We start from the raw sequence: 19582 nt of genomic DNA on the forward strand, positions 1-19582 counted from the left end.
AAACAGACGATGGATCATATGGTCTGGTCCACCTGGAGAGGAAGGGATTTACAGCTGGTTGCAGCTCAGCTTTCCCCACGTTTTACAGAGGCGAGCAGCAGCTGGGCGACGTCCTGGATCTCGACGGTCTCCCGCGCCGAACCGTCCGCCTGCTTGGCGGTCAGGCCGTCAGACAGCATCACCCGGCAGAACGGGCAGCCGGTGGCGATCTGGTCCGCGCCGGTCTCGACCGCCTCGGTGGTCCGGTTCAGGTTGATCCGGCTGCCGATCTTCTCCTCCATCCACATCCGCGCACCACCCGCGCCACAGCAGAACGACTTCGTCTTGTTCCGCGGCATCTCGGCGTACTCCGCGCCCGGGATGACGTCGAGCAGCTCGCGCGGGGCGTCGTACACCTGGTTGTGGCGACCGAGGTAGCACGGGTCGTGGTAGGTGATCTTCTGGCCGTTGAGGGTGCTGTCGGCCGGGGCGACCGGGGTCAGCTTGCCCTCGCGGACCAGGCGGTTCAGCAGCTGGGTGTGGTGGATGACGTCGAGCTCGACGCCGAGCTGGGAGTACTCGTTCTTCAGCGTGTTGAAGCAGTGCGCACAGGTGGAGACGACCTTCTTCGCGCCGGTCTCCTTGAAGACCTCCGCGTTCTGCATCGCCAGCTGCTGGAAGACGAACTCGTTGCCGGACCGCCGCGCCGGGTCGCCCGTACAGGTCTCGCCGTCACCCAGTACGGCGAAGCTGACACCGGCGATGTTGAGCAGTTCGGCGACGGCCTGCGTGGTCTTCTTCGCGCGGTCCTCGAAGGCGCCGGCGCAACCGACCCAGAACAGGTACTCGACCTCGGCAAGCGTCTCCACGTCCGTACCCACCTGCTTGACCTCGAACGGCAGGTCCTTGGCCCAGTCCATCCGGCCGGACGGGTTCATGTTCCACGGGTTGCCCTTGTTCTCCAGGCCTTTGAACAGCCCGTTGAGCTCGGACGGGAACGACGACTCGATCAGGACCTGGTAGCGGCGCATGTCCATGATCGCGTCGACGTGCTCGATGTCGACCGGGCACTGCTGCACGCACGCACCGCACGACGTGCACGCCCACAGCGCCTCCTCGTCGATCACCGCGACATCCGCGGGACCGACCAACGGCTTGTCCTGCTCGGCGAGCACCAGCTCGGGCAGCGACTTCCGCTCCTCGTCCGAAGATGCCAGCAGGTACGGCGCTTTGGCGTACGCGTGCTCGCGCAGGTTCATCATCACCAGCTTGGGTGACAGCGGCTTCTCGGTGTTCCACGCCGGGCACTGGGACTGGCAGCGGCCGCACTCGGTGCAGGTGGTGAAGTCGAGCAGGCCCTTCCAGGTGAAATCCTCGACCTTGCCGACCCCGAGGGCCGCGTCCTCGTCCAGTTCCTCGATGTTCTCGAAGTCGATCGGCTCGCCCTTGACCATGATCGGTTGCAGCGCGCCTAATGCCAGACCGCCGCCATTACTAGTAGCAGGCTTGCGCTTGAACCAGATGTTCGGCCAGGCGGTGAAGCGGTGCCAGGCGACGCCCATCGTCGCGTTCAGCGAGATCGTGATCATCCACGCGAACGAGATCAGGATCTTGATCATCGCGACCAGGTAGACGGCGTTCTCCAGGGCGGGCTCGGACAGTCCGCCGAATAGCGCCTCCCCGACGAAGAATGTGGTCGGGAAGTGGAACTTGTCGCCGGCGCCGAGCTCGTACTCGAGTCCGCGCAGCAGCAGGATGCAGATCAGTACGCCGAGGATCGTGTACTCGACGTAGTACGCCTGCCAGGCGGTGGAGCCGAAGAACCGGCTGTAGCGGCCCTTCTCGCCCCGCGGCAAGTTGCGCAGCCGGATCACGATTAGCCCGATGATCGAGATCAGGCCGGTCCAGGTGAGGAACTCGCTGACCCACTCGAACACGAACCAGTGGCCGATCACCGGCAGCACCCAGTGCGGGTCGAACAACTGGCCGAACGCCGTCACCAGGCTGAGGAACAGCCCGATGAACCCGAACGCGACGAACCAGTGCAGTACGCCGATGTGGCTCCACTGCAGCATCCGGGTGTGGCCGAGGGTCTCCTTGGCCAATGTGGCGGTGCGCTGCCCCGGGTTGTCGGTGCGGCCGGCCGGCTGGCCCAGCTTGATGACGGACACCATGTGCCCGATCGTCTTGCCGAACAGCGCGACACCGACGGCGGTGACCGCGAGCGAGACGACGATGGCGAGGATCTGCATACCAGCGATGTTATTGGTCGGTTACCCATGAGTCATGTCGATGCGGCCCTCGTCACGCCCGAGATGTTGTCGTGAGCAAACCGATACAGAGTGTTACGGGAGGTCTGTTGCCGCCGCGCTGGACGAATCCGTAAGTTTCCAACCACTGCAACCGCAGTCTAGGTCAATCGGTTTCGGCGGGAGAGTGGAATGCGTCTTCGTCAGGGAATCGCTGCTGGAGTGGTGCTCGCGGCAAGCGTGGTGGTACCGGCCGGGGCGGCGAACGCGGCGCCGGTCGCGCCGGCGGCGGCCAAGAAGCGCGACACCAAAGCGGTGTACTGGTACACCCGCGGTGGTCACGAGGTGTACGTCGGGACCAATCTGTACAGCGACTGGATGGAAGGCCCGGGCCGGATCACCTACCAGAAGACCGCGACCTCGGAGTCGAACTCGTCCTGGTCCGGTGACCTCGGGGTGAGCATCCCGCTGGTGATTGCGGAGATCCAGAACAAGTACTCCAAGACAGTGGGCAAGTCCCATTCGGTCACCGACAGCTGGTCCTACACGGCCGAGGTCCCGGCAGGCAAGGTACGGCGGCTGCATCAGCTCAAGCAGTCCTGGCGGGTGCAGGTGGTGCGGTGGAAGTACACGACCAGCGACTGCAAGAAGACCAAGGAAGTCAGCAGCCGGACCGCCACCTTCCCGACCAAGAACCGCGACTACCTGTGGATCCTCGTCGGTCGCGAGTGATCTCTAGTCGAGTAGCCGGTCCAGCCGGGCGGCGACCGCGGGACGCCGCGGATCGTCGGCCGGCAGGCCGGCGTCGAGGGACTCGAAGATCTCCAGATCCTCGGCGCCGGTCGGCGTCTGAGCGAAGCGCCACAGGACATCGTGGTCGTCGGCGTCGAGAGCGGCGCGGCGCAAGGTCGCGTCGAGCTCGTCCCGTTCGGCCCGCAGCGCCGGAGCGTCCGACCGGGCCAGCAACGGTCCGTTGTAGACGTCGAGGGCGGCACCGAGATCGCCGCTGCGAAGAGCGGTCTGTACGTCGGTGATGTCGCCGGTGACGTCGGCGATGATCCGGTAGGGCTTGGTGTCGAGTACACCGCCGCCGAGCAGGTTCCGCAGTCGGTGCATCTCCGCGCGGACCGTGGTCGGGTTCCCCTCGTCGCCGTACAACTGCAGCATCAGTTGCTCGGCAGTGAGGCCGGAGGGGTGGAGCAGCAGCAGGGCGAGTACTTCGGCCCGCCGCAACGTCAGCGCGATCTCCCGGCCGGCGACGACCGCGATCGGCTGGCCGGCGCCGAGCAGCTTCAGCCGGACCGACGGCCGGCTGCGGCGGACCGGCGTACCCGGCATGCGGAGCAGGTAGCCCTCGTCGAGTTGCTCGATCAGAGCCTCACGGCCGTCGCCGAGGTCGATCCGGTCCGCGCCGTCCGGGACGACGAGGCGATCGGGCAACCATTCGAGCGGTTGTACGGCGAGCACCCGGCCGGTCGGGGTCAGCAACGCACCGGGTGCGTCGCCGAGCGCCATCAGGTGCCGCATGTTGCGGGCGCGCAGCATCTCGTCGGCCGCGGCCATCCGGACCCGCAGTTGCCCCTCGGCGAGCTGGGCCGCGGCGGTCACCAGCGCGACCATCGCGGGATGAACCGTGCGGAGCGGACCCGAGACGTCGACCGCGCCGATCAACTTGCCGGTGTCGGGATCGTGCACCGGCGCGGCGGCACAGGTCCATTCGTGGATGCGCCGGACCAGGTGCTCGGCCGAGTGGATCTGGACGGGGCCTCCGACGGCGAGCGACGTACCCATGCCGTTCGTACCGATCTGCTCCTCGGACCACACCGCGCCCTCGGACAGTGCGATCCGGTCGGCCTGGCGTTTGACCTCGGACGAGCCCTCGCGCCAGAGGATCGTCCCCTGCGCGTCGGTGATGATCATGATGTGCGACGCCTCGTCGGCGATCGTGGTCAGCGTCTGGCGCAACACCGGGAGGACCGCGCGCAGCGGGTGATTCTCGCGGATCGCCTCGACCGTATCCGGGTCGACGATCATCGGGGGCGCGTTGAGCTCCGGATCCACCGCGGCCGCGAGCGACCGTTCCCAGGACGCGGCGACCAGTGGGCGCGGCGCACCCGGCACCCGGCCGCCGCCGAGCACCTCGTCGTACAACTCGCTCAACCGGCGGGCCTGCTCCGATGCGTCCATGCCGCCTCACTTCACGCTGCAACGTCGGTGCAACGTCCATCCTCCTACGTTCGGTCAACACGTCGGGTTTCCCGAAGGAGGACCAATGACGATCTTCGCAGCTCCCGGGCAGCAAGACAGCCCGGTCACGTACAAGTCGCGCTACGAGCACTTCATCGGCGGTGAATGGGTTCCGCCGGCCAAGGGCGGGTACTTCGAGAACCCGTCGCCGGTCACCGGTGAGAACTTCACCGAGATCGCCCGCGGTACGGCGGACGACGTCGAGCGCGCCCTCGACGCCGCCCACGGTGCCGCGCCGGCCTGGGGACGCACGTCACCGGCCGCGCGGGCCGACATCCTGAACAAGATCGCCGACCGGATCGAGGCGAACCTCGAACTGCTCGCGGTCGCCGAGTCCTGGGACAACGGCAAGGCGGTCCGCGAGACGCTGGCCGCGGACATGCCGCTGGCGATCGACCACTTCCGCTACTTCGCCGGCGCGCTGCGGGCTCAGGAGGGCTCGGTGTCGGTGATCGACGACGACACCATCGCGTACCACTTCCACGAGCCGCTCGGTGTGGTCGCGCAGATCATCCCGTGGAACTTCCCGATCCTGATGGCGACCTGGAAGCTGGCGCCCGCGCTGGCCGCCGGCAACGCGGTCGTCCTGAAGCCGGCCGAGCAGACCCCGGCCTCGATCCACGTGCTGCTCGAGCTGATCGCCGACCTGCTGCCCCCGGGCGTTCTCAACGTGGTCAACGGCTTCGGCGTCGAGGCCGGCAAACCGCTTGCCTCAAGCAACAGAATTGCCAAGGTCGCGTTCACTGGTGAGACCACGACCGGCCGGCTGATCATGCAGTACGCCTCGGACAACATCATCCCGGTCACGCTGGAGCTCGGCGGCAAGAGCCCGAACGTGTTCTTCGCCGACGTCGCGGCCAGCCGGGACGACTTCTACGACAAGGCGCTCGAGGGCTTCACGCTGTTCGCGCTGAACCAGGGCGAGGTCTGCACCTGCCCGTCCCGGGCGCTGATCCAGTCGTCGATCTACGACCAGTTCCTCGGCGACGCGACCGCGCGGACGCGGGCGATCAAGCTGGGCAACCCGCTCGACACCGACACGATGATGGGCGCGCAGGCCAGCAACGACCAGTACGAGAAGATCCTGGCCTACATCGAGATCGGTCAGGCCGAGGGCGCTCGCGTTCTCACCGGCGGCGGTCGCGCCGAACTCGACGGGGACCTGGCCGGCGGGTACTACATCCAGCCGACCATCTTCGAGGGCGACAACAAGATGCGGATCTTCCAGGAGGAGATCTTCGGTCCGGTCGTCTCGGTGACCAAGTTCGACGACTACGCCGACGCGATGAAGATCGCCAACGACACCCTCTACGGGCTGGGTGCCGGGGTCTGGTCGCGTGACATCAACACGGCGTACCGGGCCGGGCGGGAGATCCAGGCCGGCCGGGTCTGGACGAACTGCTACCACGCCTACCCCGCGCACGCGGCGTTCGGCGGCTACAAGAACTCCGGCATCGGGCGCGAGAATCACAAGATGATGCTCGACCACTACCAGCAGACCAAGAACCTGCTCGTCAGCTACAGCCCGTCGAAGCTCGGCTTCTTCTGACCATGGTGGTCGAGAAGGTATCGCTGACAGACGCGGCGGCGGACCTGCTTCGCCGTCTCACCGACCTGCACGGTCCGTTGATGTTCCACCAGTCCGGTGGCTGCTGCGACGGCAGTTCGCCGATGTGTTACCCGGACGGGGAATTCAGAACAGGGTCGGCGGACGTGCATCTCGGTGATCTGGTCGTCGACGGTCTGGAAAGACCGATCGCGTTCTGGATGTCGGCGAACCAATACGGGTACTGGAAACACACACAGCTCACTGTCGACGTGGTGAAAGGCCGCGGCAGCGGTTTCTCGGTGGAGGCCCCCGAAGGCGTCCGCTTCCTGATCCGCTCCCGCCTCTTCACCGACCAGGAGTCCGAAGCCCTAGGACTCCTCTGAGCGAGTGCCGACCGTCCGGTGGCGTTGCCGGACGGCCGGCACTCTTCAGGTCTGGCCGGCGTCCTGCCCGCCTGGACGACAAAAACGGCCTCCCGAAGGAGGCCGTTGGACCAAAGCCGCGAGGCCTTGGCGTGGTAACCACATCCTAGTTGAAAGAACGGTCCGGGCGGCGGCTGCTCTGGCTCGACCTGGTCAAGCTGTCCCAGCTGCTACGCCCGCGGAGCTCACTCGTCCGCGTCCACTACTTCACGGCGCCGGTCCTCGACGATCCGGCTGCCGCATCCCGCCAGGGGCGCTATCAGGCCGCGCTACTTGCGCGGAATCCCGGGTTGATCGACATCACTCAAGGCCGGTATCAGAAGAAGGAACGGACCTGCCGGGCTTGTGGTGCGTCCTGGATCCACTACGAGGAGAAGGAGACGGATGTGAGCATCGCAACCGCATTGGTTGCTGACGCCGCGAGCCGGGGCACGGATTCCGCCTTGATCATCAGCGCGGACAGCGATCTCTCGCCGGCGGTTCGGACAGCGCGGACGCTGAACACTGCCATGTTCATGGCAGCAGCGTTTCCGCCGATGCGGTATTCGGCCGAGCTCAGCAAGCTGATGCCCGCGTCGTTCAAGATCGGTATGTCCAAGCTCACTGGTGCACAGCTGCCGCGCACGGTGCTCGATTCGGCCAGTGGCCGGTCCTACCGCCGGCCCGCGAAGTGGAACTGACTGGCCGGTCAACGAGCTGTTGACAGGTAGTGGCTGAGTTCGAGGGACGTTCGTACGCCCTGCTCCAGAACGGCGGCGTAGATCTCTATGCTGCCGATCTCCCGGCACTCGTCCTTCAGGCGCAGGATGGTCAGTTGCTGGTCCTCGGGGGCGTCGCGGAGGCGCAGGGCTTGGGGGACTTGGGGGCGGTCGGTGATGTGTAGCCAGAAGGTTAGGTCGATTTTCCAGGTTTCTGTGTGCAGGACGGCGTAGAAGCGTTCGTCGGTGATCGCGGGGGTTGGGCGGCGGTCGCCTCGCTCGTCTTGGAAGTCGATGCTGCGGAGGTTGACGCGGCGGGCGAGGATCGTCAGGCCCTCGAGGACGGTTGCGGCGGTCGCGTCCGGGGCGTCGAACATGACGTCGAGGTCGCGCGTCACCATCAGGCCGGACAGGGCGCTGCCGATGATCTGCGGGTGCCAGGGGAAGGCGGTCCGCAGGTCGAGGCGGTCCGCGAGTTGGCGGGCTTCCGCCTGGAGGGCCTGGGCGCGTTCCAGGAGGGTCATGAGTTGACGGTAGGCGTCAGGTCGTGGCGATCACCAAGGGTTTTCCGGGGCTGACCGTGGTGTCGACCTTCCGGCGACAGGACCTGTCGGTCGTACTCGCCGGTGAACAGCAGTTCGCCGTACTGCCGTTCTCGAAGAGTGTGCGGTACTCCTTCGCTCTCCCACTTGGTGCGGATGTGATTGAGCAGTCGCTGGACATTCGGCCACCTACCGCGAAGCCACTCGAGCCAGCGCCCTGCCGTACCTCTCTATACGTCTTCAGGACAGTCCCGAGCACCCGTCCAGTGCGGGCTCCTCCGGGCTCGCCGAAACCGTGTCAAGGGTCAGGAGGCCGAAACTCAGGGGGAAACCTTCAGTGCCGGGCGCGGGCCGGCCCGCCCCGTCAGCCCGGGGAAAATCCGCCCCGGCAGGGTCGGCTGTCACGGGTCCACCCATGACATTTGTCAGGGTGCCGATCGCTGGCTCCCGGCGGTGCCCCGGACGGACGATTCTGGCACCCAACCACGCCGGTCTCCGCCCCCCCGACGAACGGTCCAGGGGCGGAGGCCTGCCCAGCTCGAGGAGTTCTGTTGAGGCAACGGATTCTCGTGTCCGCCCTGGGCGTCGGTGCACTAGCCGTCGCGGGACTGACCGCACAAGGGGCCGTCGCGGCCCCCACCCCCTACACCGCCGGGAAGCATGCCGCCAAGGTCTGCTCGGCCACGAAGGCCGCGCACACCGCAACCTGCAACGCGATCAAACTGGTGAACGACAAGGGTGCCGCTCCGGCCTCCACCACGCCGCCGTCGACCGGGCTCACCCCAGCGGGCCTGCGCGACGCGTACAAGCTGAACGGTTTGAGCGCCGGCGGCCGCACGGTCGCGATCGTCGATGCGTACGGCTACCCGAACCTCGAGCGCGACCTCGGCGTCTACCGCTCCCAGTTCGGCTTGTCCGCGTGTACGACGGCCAACGGCTGCCTGCGGATCATCAACCAGACCGGCGGTACGTCGCTGCCGAGGTTCAACGCGGGCTGGGCCGGTGAGCAGGCCCTCGACGTCGACGCGGTCTCGGCGGCGGCGCCGGACGCGAAGATCGTCGTCGTGCAGGCCAACTCGGCCAGCTTCGCCGACCTCGGCACCGCCGTGGTGACCGCGTCCAAGCAGGCCGGCGTGGTCGCGATCTCGAACAGCTACGGCGGCGGTGACGCGTCCGACGCGACCTACGGCACGTACTACAACCACCCGGGCATCGCCGTCACCGCGTCCACCGGTGACGACGGCTACCAGGGCGGCAGCTACCCGGCGTCCTCGTCGTACACGACGGCCGTCGGCGGTACGTCGCTTGTTGCCGCCAGCAACTCACGGGGCTGGAGCGAGTCCGTGTGGAGCGGTGCCGGCTCGGGCTGTTCGACGTACAACACCGCGCTGAGTGCGGCGTCGTCGTTCAGCACCGGTTGCTCGAAGCGGGCGATGGCCGACGTCTCCGCGGCCGCCGACCCGGGCAAGGGCGGGATGGCGATCTACTACCCGACCAGCAAGACGGCGTCGACCTGGGCGCAGTTCGGTGGCACCAGTGAGGCCGCCCCGATCATCGCCGCGGTCTACGCGCTGTCCGGCAACACGAGCGGCTACGCGAACGCGCTTCCCTACGCGCACCCGGGTTCGCTGTTCGACGTGACCAGCGGGAGCAACGGCTCCTGCCCGACGACCCAGTGGTGCAACGCCCGCACCGGCTGGGACGGCCCGACCGGCCTCGGCACCCCGAACGGCGCCGGCGCCTTCTGAGCGAACGGGCGGACCCCTACCGCGATTGGGGTCCGCCCGTTCATCGACGCGACACCCAATGCGATTGCCTGGTGGCTGGGTGCAACCATTCTCTGGTTGCTCCTAGTACTCTTCCGGGCACGAAGGACAACCCTCGTCTCCACGCCATTCCGGTGATTTTCCTTCCCAGGAACCTCTGGCAGGCCTAAGGTCAGCCCCCGGGACGGGTCGTGGAGGGCGACCCGCGAACACGAACTCCATGGAGATTTGCAGTGACAACATCACGCAGAGGGCGGGGGCTCCTAGCAGTCACCACCGCTGTCTCCGCCGCCACCGTGCTGGCCGTCACGGCCGCCGGTGGCGCCACGGCGGCACAGACCGCCGGCCCAGGTGACGCCAAGGGCAAGCCGGTTCAGTCCGAGAACTTCGCGGGCAAGGACCGCAAGGGCAACTACGACGCCCGGACGCCGAACGCCAAGACCACCTACGCCCGCGCCGCCAAGGTGGCCGGCAAGGAAACCGCCGCCTCGGAGAAGTTCCGGAACTCGCTCGGCACCCAGGGTGTCGTCGAGCTCGACCCGAACACCGGCACCCCGGCCCAGGTGACCAAGCTGAACGGCTTCCTGACCGGCAAGAGCGCGAAGAAGGCGCAGGACATCGCGCTGGCGTACGTGAAGGCGCACCCCGAGGTCTTCAAGCTCTCCGACGCCGACCTGGCCACGCTGAAGCTGCGCAAGGACTACGTCGACGACCTCGGCACCCACCACGTGTTCTGGAGCCAGGTTGTCGACGGTGTCGAGGTCTTCGGCAACGGCCTGAAGGCCAACGTCACCAAGAGCGGCCAGCTGATCTCGATCATGGGTTCGCCGGTCGCGGGTCTGACCTCGCAGGCCCAGGCGAAGTCGGCCGAGGCAGCGCCGAAGGTGACGGCCGCGGGGGCCCGCACCGCCGCCGCCGAGGACATCGGCGGTACGGCGAAGTCCGCGACCGCCAAGTCCGCCGGTGTCACCACCACCTGGAGCAACGGCGACACCGCCAAGCAGGTGTGGTTCCACACCGCCGACGGGCTGCGCAAGGGCTGGCTGACCTACGTCAACGCCGGCGGCATGAAGATCTACAACCACGTCATCGACGCCCAGACCGGCAGTCTGCTCTACCGCAAGGACCTGGTCAGCGAGGGCAACGGCGATGCACTGGTGCAGGACAACTACCCGGGTGCGGCCAAGGGCGGCACGCAGCGGGTCGAGAACCTGATCTACAACAAGTGGCTGCCGAAGAACGCCAAGACCCTGCTGGACGGTACGTCGGTGGCCGCCTGGGCGGACGTGAACGACGACAACCAGCCGAACACCGGTGAGACGGTCAAGGTGCCCGGCACCAAGACCGGCGCCGAGTACAAGCTGGTGCCGTTCCAGAACAACTCCTCCGCGCTCTGCTCGGCGACGTTCGTCTGCACCTGGGACCCGGCCAAGCCGGACTCCTGGAAGACGAACATGAACCAGGACGTCACCAACGCGTTCTACCTGGCCAGCAACTTCCACGACTGGCTGGCCAAGCCGCCGATCAGCTTCACCCCGGCGGCTGGTTCCTTCGACGCCGCGGGCGGCGACCCGGTGCTCCTGAACGCGCTGGACGGCGCGGCCACGGGTGCCGACGGCGGCCCGGACGCCAACCACATCGACAACGCCAACATGTCGACCCCGCCGGACGGCACCCCGCCGACCATGCAGATGTACCTGTGGCACTTCCCGGGTACGACGGACGCGCAGGACCCGTTCGTCCCGGCCAGCGGCGCCAACGACGCGAGCGTCCTGTACCACGAGTACACCCACGGCCTGTCCAACCGCCTGGTCGTCGACGCGACCGGCAACTCGACGCTGAACAGCATCCAGGCCGGCTCGATGGGCGAGGCGTGGAGCGACTTCTACGCGATGGACTACCTGGTGTCGCACGGCCTGGAGAAGGACACCACCGCTCCGGGTGAGGTCCTCGAGGGCAAGTACGTCGCCGCCGGCCAGCTGTTCCGCACCCAGGCGATCGACTGCCGGGTGAAGGCGGTCAGCCCGAACTGCATCCAGCCCGACGGCTCGAAGGGCGGCTACACGTACGGCGACTTCCCGACCATCGGCGGCACGCCTGAGGTGCACTCCTCCGGTGAGGTCTGGGCGCAGACCCTGTGGGACCTGCGTGAGCGCTTCGGTCGCAGCTACGCGATGAGCATCATCACTCGCGCGATGGAGCTGGCACCGGCCGACCCGACCATGCTCGACATGCGCAACGCGGTTGTGCAGGCCGACCTGGTCGCCAGCGGCGGCAAGAACGCCGACATCATCTGGACCGTCTTCGCCAACCGCGGCATGGGCTGGTACGCCGGTGTCGTCGACGGCGGCGACGCGTTCCCGGCCGAGGACTTCCACAAGCCGCCGACGGGTGCGACCACGACCCTGACCGGCACCGTGAAGGACAAGGACACCGGGGCTCCGGTCGTCGGCGCCCTGGTCTACATCGGCGGTCACTCCTCCGGCTACGCGGGTGACTACGCCTCCTCGACCGACGCGAACGGCAACTACAGCATCACCGGCGTTGCCCCCGGCACCTACCCGAAGGTCGTCATGTCGGCCCCGGGCTACGAGCTGCTGGTCCAGTCGGCCACGGTCAAGGCCGGCGCCAAGTCGAACTTCCTGCCGCGGCGTAACTGGGCAGCCAGCTCCGGCGGCGGCTCGGTGGTCGACTTCAACGGTCCGGACTTCACCCCGCAGTGTGGCCCGGCGTACGCGATCGACAACGCGCAGGGCACCGGCTGGGGCAGCACCACCGGTGACGACAACGGCACGCCGACCAACACGATGATCCCCAAGCACGTCGACATCAAGCTGCCGGCGAAGGTGACCATCAGCGCCTTCAACGTCGACCCGTCGAACACCTGTAACGACCCGGGCAGCTCGTCGACCGGGCAATACCGGATCGAGACCTCTGTCGACGGCACCACCTGGGCGACCGCTCAGGAAGGCACCTTCACCGCTGCCAACCGGGGCAAGTACAACCTGCTCGCCCCGAGCGGCAACGCCACCGGAGTTCAGTACGTGCGGTTCTGGATGCTCAGCCCGCAGGTCCCGGACTTCGCGACCAACTGCCCCGCCGGTGCGTTCGGCGGTTGCCAGTTCACCGACATGACCGAACTCCAGGTCTTCGGTACCAAGTAGCAAACCCTCCCGCGAAGGCCGGTCGAGCATCCGCTCGGCCGGCCTTCCGGCGTCTCAGTCGCTTGGGATGGTTTCTCACATCGTGGGCAACGGAAAGTAAGTATAGTGAAATAGTCTAGTTTCGCGGGTGTGGATGTTGCTGCTCGGTTGGCGCCGTCCCGCTCAGTCGGTGGGCGGGGCGGCGACCGAGCCGCGCTCGATCAGGGTCGGGGTGATGGTGGTCCGGCGGACCCGGCGGTTCGTGTCGACGGCCGAGGTGACGCGGGCGACGACGTCGGCGACCAGCTCGTCGAGCGGCCAGTGGAAGGTCGACAGCGGCGGCGTGAGCAGCTGGGACAGCGGCTGGTCGTCGTACCCGAGCAGCGAGATGTCCTCCGGGACTCTCAGGCCGAGCTCGCGGCCGGCGGCGTACACCCCGAAGGCCATCGAGTCGGCGAGCGCGAGGATGCCGGTCGGGCGTGGCGTGCTGGTGAGCAGCGTACGGGCGACGTCGGTCGCGCCGGCCAGGTCGTGCGGGCACTGCAGGATGCGGATCTTCAGCTTGAGGTCGACGCCGACGCGCTGGGCGATCTCCTCGGCCGGCCGCTCCACCTCGAACCGGCGGGCCGGGCTGAGTACGGCGATCTGCCGGTGGCCGGCGTCCGCAAGCCGGCGCAAGGCCGTGCTGACACCACTCTCGTTGTCGAGCACGACCTCGGACTTCGCCTTCGCACCCGGCAGTGCGTCGCCGATCGCGATCACCCGCGCCTGCCGGGTGATCTCGGCCCAGCCCTTCGCGGCCGGGTTGATCGGGATCACCACGATCGCGTCGGCGCGGTGGTCGACCAGGTGCTGGGCGAGCTCGAGCTGGCGATCGGCGTCGCCGGCCGAGTCGATGATCCACGCGTTCCGGTCCGGCGCGAGCAGCTCCCGGCCGAGCGCGGCCGCGAGGCGCTGCTGCCAGAGGTCCTCGAGGGACGCGCACAGCACGCCGATCGATCCGCTCCGCCCCGAGGCGAGAGCGCGGGCGACCGGGTCGGCCTGGTAGCCGAGGCGCTCGGCAGCGTCCTGGACGCGCTGCCTGGTCTCCGGAGTCCCGTGCAGACCGCGCAGCGCGTAGGACACAGCAGCCATCGAGAGCCCGGTCTCGGCGGCGATGTCCTTGAGGGTCGGCCTCCGGTTGCTTCCGGACATGCCCACGACCATAGGCCACCCCTCGGACAAAAACTTGACAACGGGATCTTTGAAGCGCTTCACTCTTATCATCCTGAAGCGCTTCAATCTGATCAAACCACCGGGAGGAGGGGCCGATGATCGACGTCCACCAGCACCTGTGGCCGGCCGAGTTCGTCGACCGGCTCCGGGCTCGCTCCGAGCCGCCGTACCTGGACGGATGGACGCTGCACACCGCGACCGAAGCGCCGTACGACGTGGATCCGGCGGCGCACGCGGTCGACAAGCGAGTCGCTCTGGAGCAGGACACCGGTACGACGCTCGCCGTGGCGTCGCTGTCGAGTCCGCTCGGTATCGAGCACCTCGGGGATGCCGCGCTGCTCGACGCCTGGCACGCCGGGGCCGCGGAGTTCCCGGCGCCGTTCAAGGCCTGGGCCGCCGTCAACCTGCTCGAACCGGATCTCGACGGCCTGGATTCCCTGCTGCACAAGGGCTTTCTGGGCGTGCAGCTGCCCGCTCACGTGCTCGGCACACCCACCGAATGGGCCGAGCAGAGTGAGTTGCTGGCCGTCGCCGAACGGCTGAACAAGCCGATCCTCGTTCACCCAGGGGTGGCCGGGGCGGTCGGTGAGGCGCCGGGATGGTGGGCGCCGGTGGTCGACTACACGAGCCAGCTGCAGGCCGCTTGGTGGTCGTGGCATGCGTTCGGTGGGCGACGTTCGTACCCGAAGTTGCGGCTGTGCTTCGCGGCTGCGGCAGGGTTGGCGCCGGTGCACCACGAACGGCTGGCCGCGCGCGGCGGCCGGCTCGGCACCATCGACCCCAACCTGTACGTCGATACCTCGAGCTACGGCCCGCAGGGGATCGACGCGGTGGCCCGCGTTCTCGGCATCGACCAGGTCGTGCACGGCACCGACCGGCCGTACGCCGGAGTCGCCGAGCTCCGCCAAGGCGACGCCGCGACCGCGGTGATCCGCCACGACAATCCGCACCGGCTGCTGTTCGGCGCCGGTACACCTACTCCTGAGAGGGGAGTGCAGTGACTGCTCAGCCCATCACCGACGTACCCGTCGTGCCGGCGCGCCAGGCCAGCCGGCTCGTGGAGCTCAACGACTGTTTGTCGCTGGACAACCTTCCGGGCCGGGACCTGGACCCCGCGGAGCTGTCCGAGCTGGCCGCGTCGATCGCCGCGCAGCCGCAGCTGTGGGAGGACAAGGTCGCCTACAGCGACGAGGAGCGGGTCTTCGCCTCGCTGCACCGCGACGCCAACGTCGACGTCTGGCTGATCTGCTGGACGCCGGTCAACGACACCGGCTGGCACGACCACGACGTCTCCTCCGGCGCGGTCGCGGTGGCCAAGGGCAAGCTGGTCGAGCACAACCTGGCCATCGGCACCGAGTCGATCGAGACCGAGGTCGAGTCCGGCGACGTCTACGGCTTCGGCCCCGACCACATCCACCGCCTCACCGGCCTCGACAAGGGCAGCATCACCGTCCACGCCTACAGCCCGCCGCTGTGGCGCATGGGCCAGTACTCCGTCAAGGACGGCGTGCTCCGCCGGGTCTCGGTCTCGTACGCCGACGAGCTCCGCCCGCTCGACTGAGAGATCTGCCCCGGGTTGCCCCGGGATCTGGCCTGCCGGGGGTGGCGGTTCGTGTCCAGGATTGCTGGTCATGACGACGCATGTGGAGCTCGAGAAGCACTACACCGAGCGGTATGACGAAGCGAGCCGGCTGGGCTCGACGATCAAGGGACGACTGGAGCTGGCACGGGTTCAGGACCTGCTCAGCCGGTATCTGCCGCCGCCGCCCGCGGCGGTGGCGGATATCGGCGGTGGGCCCGGCGTGCACGCGAGCTGGCTGCGGCACCGTGGGTACGACGTTCAGCTGATCGACCCGGTCGAGCGGCACATCGCGCAGGCGACCGAGATCGGGATCAGCGCCGTCCAGGGTGATGCGCGAGAGCTGCCCTGGGATGACGAGGAGTTCGACGCGGCCTTCGTGGCCGGTCCGATGTACCACCTGCGAGAGGCGGCCGATCGACGGCTGGCGCTGCTCGAGGCGATCCGGGTGACCAAGCTCGGCGGCTTCGTCGCGGTGGTCGCGATCAACCGGGCGGCCAACCTGATCGGCTCGACCCTGGCCAACACGCTCATCGAGCGGGAGCGCGTGGTGAGCGAGATCCTTCGCGACGGGTTCAGTCCGGACAACGATCGGATGGCGCAGACGACGTACCACACGGTCGCTCAACTGCGGTCCGAGCTGATGAACGCCGGCCTGCGCGGGGTGACGATTCACGGGCTGACCGGTCCGGGCGGCTGGCTGACGGTGATGATCGACGCGCACTACCGGGGGCGGCTGTTGCCGGACAGTCTGCTGGAGCCGGATCCGCTGCGGACCGCACTGGAGTGCGCGCGGCTTGCGGACAGGTATCCGGACATGGTGCAGGTCAGCTCGCTGCTGTTCGGTGTCGGGCAGCGTGCCTGACGGCTAAGGTCTTGTGTGGATGTCGTATCACCTGAGGAGCGGATCTTATGAGTTCGGGAGCTTCTGGTGGCGGGCTGAGCCGGCGGCGGCTGGCGACCGAGATCAAGGACTCGCTGCGGGAGTTGAGTAATCAGCTCGCGCTGCTCAATCGGCAGGTCGGCGCGCGCCTCGAGCTCAAGGACGTCGATCTGGATTGTCTTGAGCTGATCGGGCGGTACGGACCGATGAGCCCGAGTGCGGTGGCTCGGCGGGCGGGACTGCATCCGGCGACGCTGACCGGCGTACTCGATCGGTTGCAGCGCGGCGGCTGGATCGTGCGTGAACGGGATCCGGAGGGCGCCGACCGCCGGGCTGTGACGGTCCGCGCCCTCCGTGATCGCAATGCCGAGGTGTACCAGCTCTACTCCGGGATGAACGGCACCTTGGACGGCATCCTCACCGACTATTCCGTCGCCGAGCTCGAGATCCTCGTCGACTTCCTCCAACGCACCACCACCGCCGGCAACTCCGCCACCGCGGCCCTCGCCGAGGCCTAGCACCCAACAAGGACGCGGACGTTGATCGGCTTGGTCTCATATCGTATGGTTTTCATATGATACGAAATCGAGTCACTATCTTCGCTGCCACCGGCGGCATCGGCCGGCACCTGTTCGAGCAGGCGCTGGCCGCGGGGCACGAGGTCACCGCGGTCGTCCGGACGCCGGCGAACCTGCCGAGCCATGACGGGAACGTGCACACCGTCGCTGCCGATCTGGCCGACCCGGATCGGGATGTCCTTGCGGCGGCGGTGGACGGGGCTGACGCCGTACTCTCCGGCCTTGGCCCGCGGAACCCGAAGACCGACGCGGGCGTCACCTCACGCGGTACGCGCGCCATCGTCGAAGCGATGCAGTCCGTCGGGACCCGCCGCCTGATCGTGGTCAGCGCTGCCCCGATCGGCACGGTGCCTTCGCCGGGTCGCCCGCATCCGCCGAAGCACGATCCGGGTGACGGGTTCTTCATGCGGCATCTCGGCGTACGGTTCGCGCAGTCGATGTTCCGCGCGCACTACGAGGACCTAGCGCTGATGGAGGACGTGGTCCGCGACAGCGGCCTGGACTGGACGATCTCCCGCCCGCCGAAGCTGACCGACAAACCCCTCACCGGCGTCTATCGCACGGCGTACGGCCAGAACATCCGCGGCGGCTTCAGCGTCTCCCGCGCCGATGTCGCCCACCACATGCTGAGCATGATCGACCAGCCCGAAACCATCAAACAGGTCGTCGGTATCGCGAACTGAGCGATTCTCTGACTAAAGTCAGAGAATGGGTGTCGCCGAGGTCAGGAGATTCCACCGGGTCGTCACGCAGCGGGTCGGGGCGCTGAACGACGCGTACCTCTCGCGTGATCGGCCGCTCGGGCAGGCGCGGGTGCTGTGGGAGATCGGTCCGGACGGCTGTGACGTCAGGTCGCTGCGGGCTCGGCTCGAGCTCGACTCCGGGTATCTCAGCCGGTTGCTGCGGTCGCTGGAAGGAGCCGGACTGGTCCGGGTCGAGGCCGGCGATGGTGATGGCCGGGTGCGGATCGCGCGGCTGACCGCCAGGGGAATCGCCGAGCGTGACCTGCTCGACGAACGATCCGACTCACTCGCGGCTTCGATCCTGGAGCCCCTGAGTGAGCGGCAGCAGGCTCGCTTGGTCGCGGCGATGGATGAGGTGTCGCGGTTGCTGGTCGCGTCGATGGTGCGGGTCGAGGTGGTGGATCCGCGGCGGGCCGATGCGCAGTACTGCGTGGAGTCGTACTTCACCGAGCTCGGGAGGAGGTTCGACGCCGGATTCGATCCCGCCAAGAGCATCTCGGCGGATCAGGACGAGCTCACGTTGCCGGCCGGGTTGTTGCTGGTGGCAACGTTGCACACGGAACCGGTCGGCTGTGGTGGGTTGAAGCTGCACGGTGACGAACCGGCCGAGATCAAACGGATGTGGGTGTCGCCCGAGGCGCGAGGCCTCGGGCTGGGGCGGCGGTTACTGGTCGAGCTCGAGCGGAAGGCGATCGCCTACGGTGCCCCCGTAGTGCGGCTGGAGACCAACCGCAATCTCACCGAGGCGATCGCCCTTTACCGCGCGGCGGGCTATCGGGAGGTGCCGCCGTTCAACACCGAGCCCTACGCCCACCACTGGTTCGAGAAGTCCCTGCGATAGGTCAGGGCTTGCGCAGTACGCCGAGCAAGCCGTGGGTCTCGTCGTCCGGTCCGGCCGAGAACAGCAGCGCGTCGGTGCCGCCCGTGGTCGCCGTACCTTGCAGGAGTGCCCACAGGCCGTCGATCACCAGGGTCTTGCCGTGTGTGTTCCGGACCAGGCCGTCGGACTTGTACCCGCCGTGCGACTTCGGCACGAAGGTGGTGATCCGGCCGTCGCCGAAGTTGCCGACCAGGAGGGTCCCGGCGGGCTCACCCCAGGCGGCAGGAGCCAGCGCCAGACCCCATGGAGCGTTCAGCGTGCCCCGCGAGGCGACCCGGGTGACGAGTCTTCCGTCCACGGTGTACTCGTCGACGAAGCCGAGTCCGCGGCCGGCCTTTTCCTCACCGGTCTTCGGGTCGACCTTGGCGTAGGCGACGAAGATCCGGCCGTTGAGGGTCTGCACGTTGAACGGCGAGTACCCCTTCGGCAGGTGGAAGTCCCGGAATGCCCACCGTGGCTTGTTCACCAGGGTGAACGTGGTGTCGAACACGTCGATCCGGCCCTGCGCGAAGTTGGCCGCGAACAGCCGGTCAGCGGTCGGGGAGATCGCCAGACCGGTATAGACGGCGCCTGGCGTGGTCGCCTTGATCTGGGCGGCACCGATCGCCGGGGTGACCGGCGGACCCCAGGCGGCGATCTGGCCGGTCAGGGTCGCGAAGATGAACCGGGCCGGCGCGCTCACCGTCCCGTTGGTGAGGACGAACCCGGTGCCGGCGTTGTTGACTTGCCCGGTCGGCAACGGCACGGTCACCCGGACCGTGGGCACCTTGGTCGCGGTGGTCGAGCCTGGCGCGGACGAGTACAGCGTGGAGGTCGACGTACCGTTGTTGGACGACCACACCGGGGTGGCCGCGCCGAGGGAGAGACCCCACGGGTTGACCAGGTCGGCGTCCTGCAGAGCGGCCTTGCCGGCCTGGTCCGAGACCAGGTTGACCTGCTGTACGGCGAGTGGCGTGTGGTGGGACTGGTGTGCGCTGGCGGTTGCCGGGGCGATCAGCGCAAGACTGCTGACAAGTGCGGCCGCAGTAGCGAGTGGACGGCCCTTCGAGCGAAGCGACATGTCACTTTCCTGTCGGTCGGGATGCGGAACACCATCGATACGGCCAGGT

General features: G+C 67.8%; 17 protein-coding genes. 12 read left to right on the forward strand and 5 right to left on the reverse strand.

Annotated features, from left to right (window positions below):
- Positions 1–65: 65 nt before the first annotated feature.
- The gene (locus AB0E63_RS04985) at positions 66–2231 is read right to left on the reverse strand and encodes a (Fe-S)-binding protein (protein WP_360361522.1); all 2166 of its coding nucleotides are present in this window, start codon (positions 2229–2231) and stop codon (positions 66–68) included.
- A 189-nt stretch (positions 2232–2420) separates the two neighbouring features.
- Here AB0E63_RS04985 and AB0E63_RS04990 point away from each other — a divergent pair, with 189 nt between their 5' ends.
- Entirely contained in the window at positions 2421–2960 is a 540-nt protein-coding gene (locus AB0E63_RS04990) for a hypothetical protein (RefSeq protein ID WP_360361524.1), read from the forward strand.
- A 3-nt stretch (positions 2961–2963) separates the two neighbouring features.
- Here the strand turns inward: AB0E63_RS04990 and AB0E63_RS04995 are convergent, their stop codons facing one another.
- A complete protein-coding gene (locus AB0E63_RS04995; protein WP_360361527.1) occupies positions 2964–4415 on the reverse strand; it encodes a GAF domain-containing protein in 1452 nt (483 codons plus the stop codon).
- Between the two features lie 85 nt (positions 4416–4500).
- Here AB0E63_RS04995 and adh point away from each other — a divergent pair, with 85 nt between their 5' ends.
- From adh to AB0E63_RS05010, 3 genes are all read left to right on the forward strand, one after another.
- Positions 4501–6024, forward strand: coding sequence for an aldehyde dehydrogenase (adh, locus tag AB0E63_RS05000; RefSeq protein ID WP_360361530.1), 1524 nt, complete (start codon positions 4501–4503; stop codon positions 6022–6024).
- 5 nt (positions 6025–6029) lie between these two features.
- On the forward strand, positions 6030–6407 hold the full coding sequence (locus tag AB0E63_RS05005; RefSeq protein WP_360361656.1) for a DUF779 domain-containing protein: 378 nt from the start codon (positions 6030–6032) through the stop codon (positions 6405–6407).
- A 149-nt stretch (positions 6408–6556) separates the two neighbouring features.
- The gene (locus AB0E63_RS05010; RefSeq protein ID WP_360361533.1) at positions 6557–7126 is read left to right on the forward strand and encodes an NYN domain-containing protein; all 570 of its coding nucleotides are present in this window, start codon (positions 6557–6559) and stop codon (positions 7124–7126) included.
- Positions 7127–7134: 8 nt separating this feature from the next.
- Here AB0E63_RS05010 and AB0E63_RS05015 read toward each other — a convergent pair whose 3' ends face one another.
- Complete coding sequence (locus tag AB0E63_RS05015) at positions 7135–7668, reverse strand: hypothetical protein (RefSeq protein WP_360361535.1); 534 nt, start codon at positions 7666–7668, stop codon at positions 7135–7137.
- Between the two features lie 569 nt (positions 7669–8237).
- Here AB0E63_RS05015 and AB0E63_RS05020 point away from each other — a divergent pair.
- Together AB0E63_RS05020 and AB0E63_RS05025 are read left to right on the forward strand one after the other, a co-directional pair.
- Positions 8238–9434 (forward strand): hypothetical protein, encoded by a 1197-nt coding sequence (locus tag AB0E63_RS05020; RefSeq protein WP_360361538.1) that lies wholly within the window; start codon positions 8238–8240, stop codon positions 9432–9434.
- Between the two features lie 251 nt (positions 9435–9685).
- Positions 9686–12616 carry a M36 family metallopeptidase gene (locus tag AB0E63_RS05025; protein ID WP_360361541.1) on the forward strand — a complete coding sequence of 977 codons (2931 nt, stop codon included), beginning with the start codon at positions 9686–9688 and terminating at the stop codon, positions 12614–12616.
- A gap of 162 nt (positions 12617–12778) precedes the next feature.
- Here the strand turns inward: AB0E63_RS05025 and AB0E63_RS05030 are convergent, their stop codons facing one another.
- Positions 12779–13789 carry a LacI family DNA-binding transcriptional regulator gene (locus tag AB0E63_RS05030; protein WP_360361544.1) on the reverse strand — a complete coding sequence of 337 codons (1011 nt, stop codon included), beginning with the start codon at positions 13787–13789 and terminating at the stop codon, positions 12779–12781.
- Positions 13790–13905: 116 nt separating this feature from the next.
- Here AB0E63_RS05030 and AB0E63_RS05035 point away from each other — a divergent pair, with 116 nt between their 5' ends.
- The 6 genes from AB0E63_RS05035 (at position 13906) to AB0E63_RS05060 (ending at position 18434) form a co-directional block, all read left to right on the forward strand.
- On the forward strand, positions 13906–14811 hold the full coding sequence (locus tag AB0E63_RS05035; RefSeq protein ID WP_360361547.1) for an amidohydrolase family protein: 906 nt from the start codon (positions 13906–13908) through the stop codon (positions 14809–14811).
- Entirely contained in the window at positions 14808–15371 is a 564-nt protein-coding gene (locus AB0E63_RS05040) for a cysteine dioxygenase family protein (protein ID WP_360361550.1), read from the forward strand. Before AB0E63_RS05035 ends, AB0E63_RS05040 begins: the two co-directional genes overlap by 4 nt.
- A 70-nt stretch (positions 15372–15441) precedes the next feature.
- On the forward strand, positions 15442–16254 hold the full coding sequence (locus AB0E63_RS05045; protein WP_360361553.1) for a methyltransferase domain-containing protein: 813 nt from the start codon (positions 15442–15444) through the stop codon (positions 16252–16254).
- Between the two features lie 47 nt (positions 16255–16301).
- Positions 16302–16790, forward strand: a complete 489-nt coding sequence (locus AB0E63_RS05050) for a MarR family transcriptional regulator (protein WP_360361556.1) — start codon at positions 16302–16304, stop codon at positions 16788–16790.
- Between the two features lie 56 nt (positions 16791–16846).
- Positions 16847–17533 carry an NAD(P)H-binding protein gene (locus AB0E63_RS05055; protein WP_360361559.1) on the forward strand — a complete coding sequence of 229 codons (687 nt, stop codon included), beginning with the start codon at positions 16847–16849 and terminating at the stop codon, positions 17531–17533.
- Positions 17534–17558: 25 nt separating this feature from the next.
- Positions 17559–18434, forward strand: a complete 876-nt coding sequence (locus AB0E63_RS05060) for a bifunctional helix-turn-helix transcriptional regulator/GNAT family N-acetyltransferase (RefSeq protein ID WP_360361562.1) — start codon at positions 17559–17561, stop codon at positions 18432–18434.
- Position 18435: 1 nt separating this feature from the next.
- Here AB0E63_RS05060 and AB0E63_RS05065 read toward each other — a convergent pair whose 3' ends face one another.
- Positions 18436–19533: a TIGR03118 family protein gene (locus tag AB0E63_RS05065; protein ID WP_360361564.1), complete on the reverse strand. Its 1098-nt coding sequence runs from the start codon at positions 19531–19533 to the stop codon at positions 18436–18438.
- Between the last annotated feature and the right edge of the window lie 49 nt (positions 19534–19582).

The sequence above is a fragment of the Kribbella sp. NPDC026596 genome (assembly GCF_040638415.1).
Taxonomy (GTDB): Bacteria; Actinomycetota; Actinomycetes; order Propionibacteriales; family Kribbellaceae; genus Kribbella.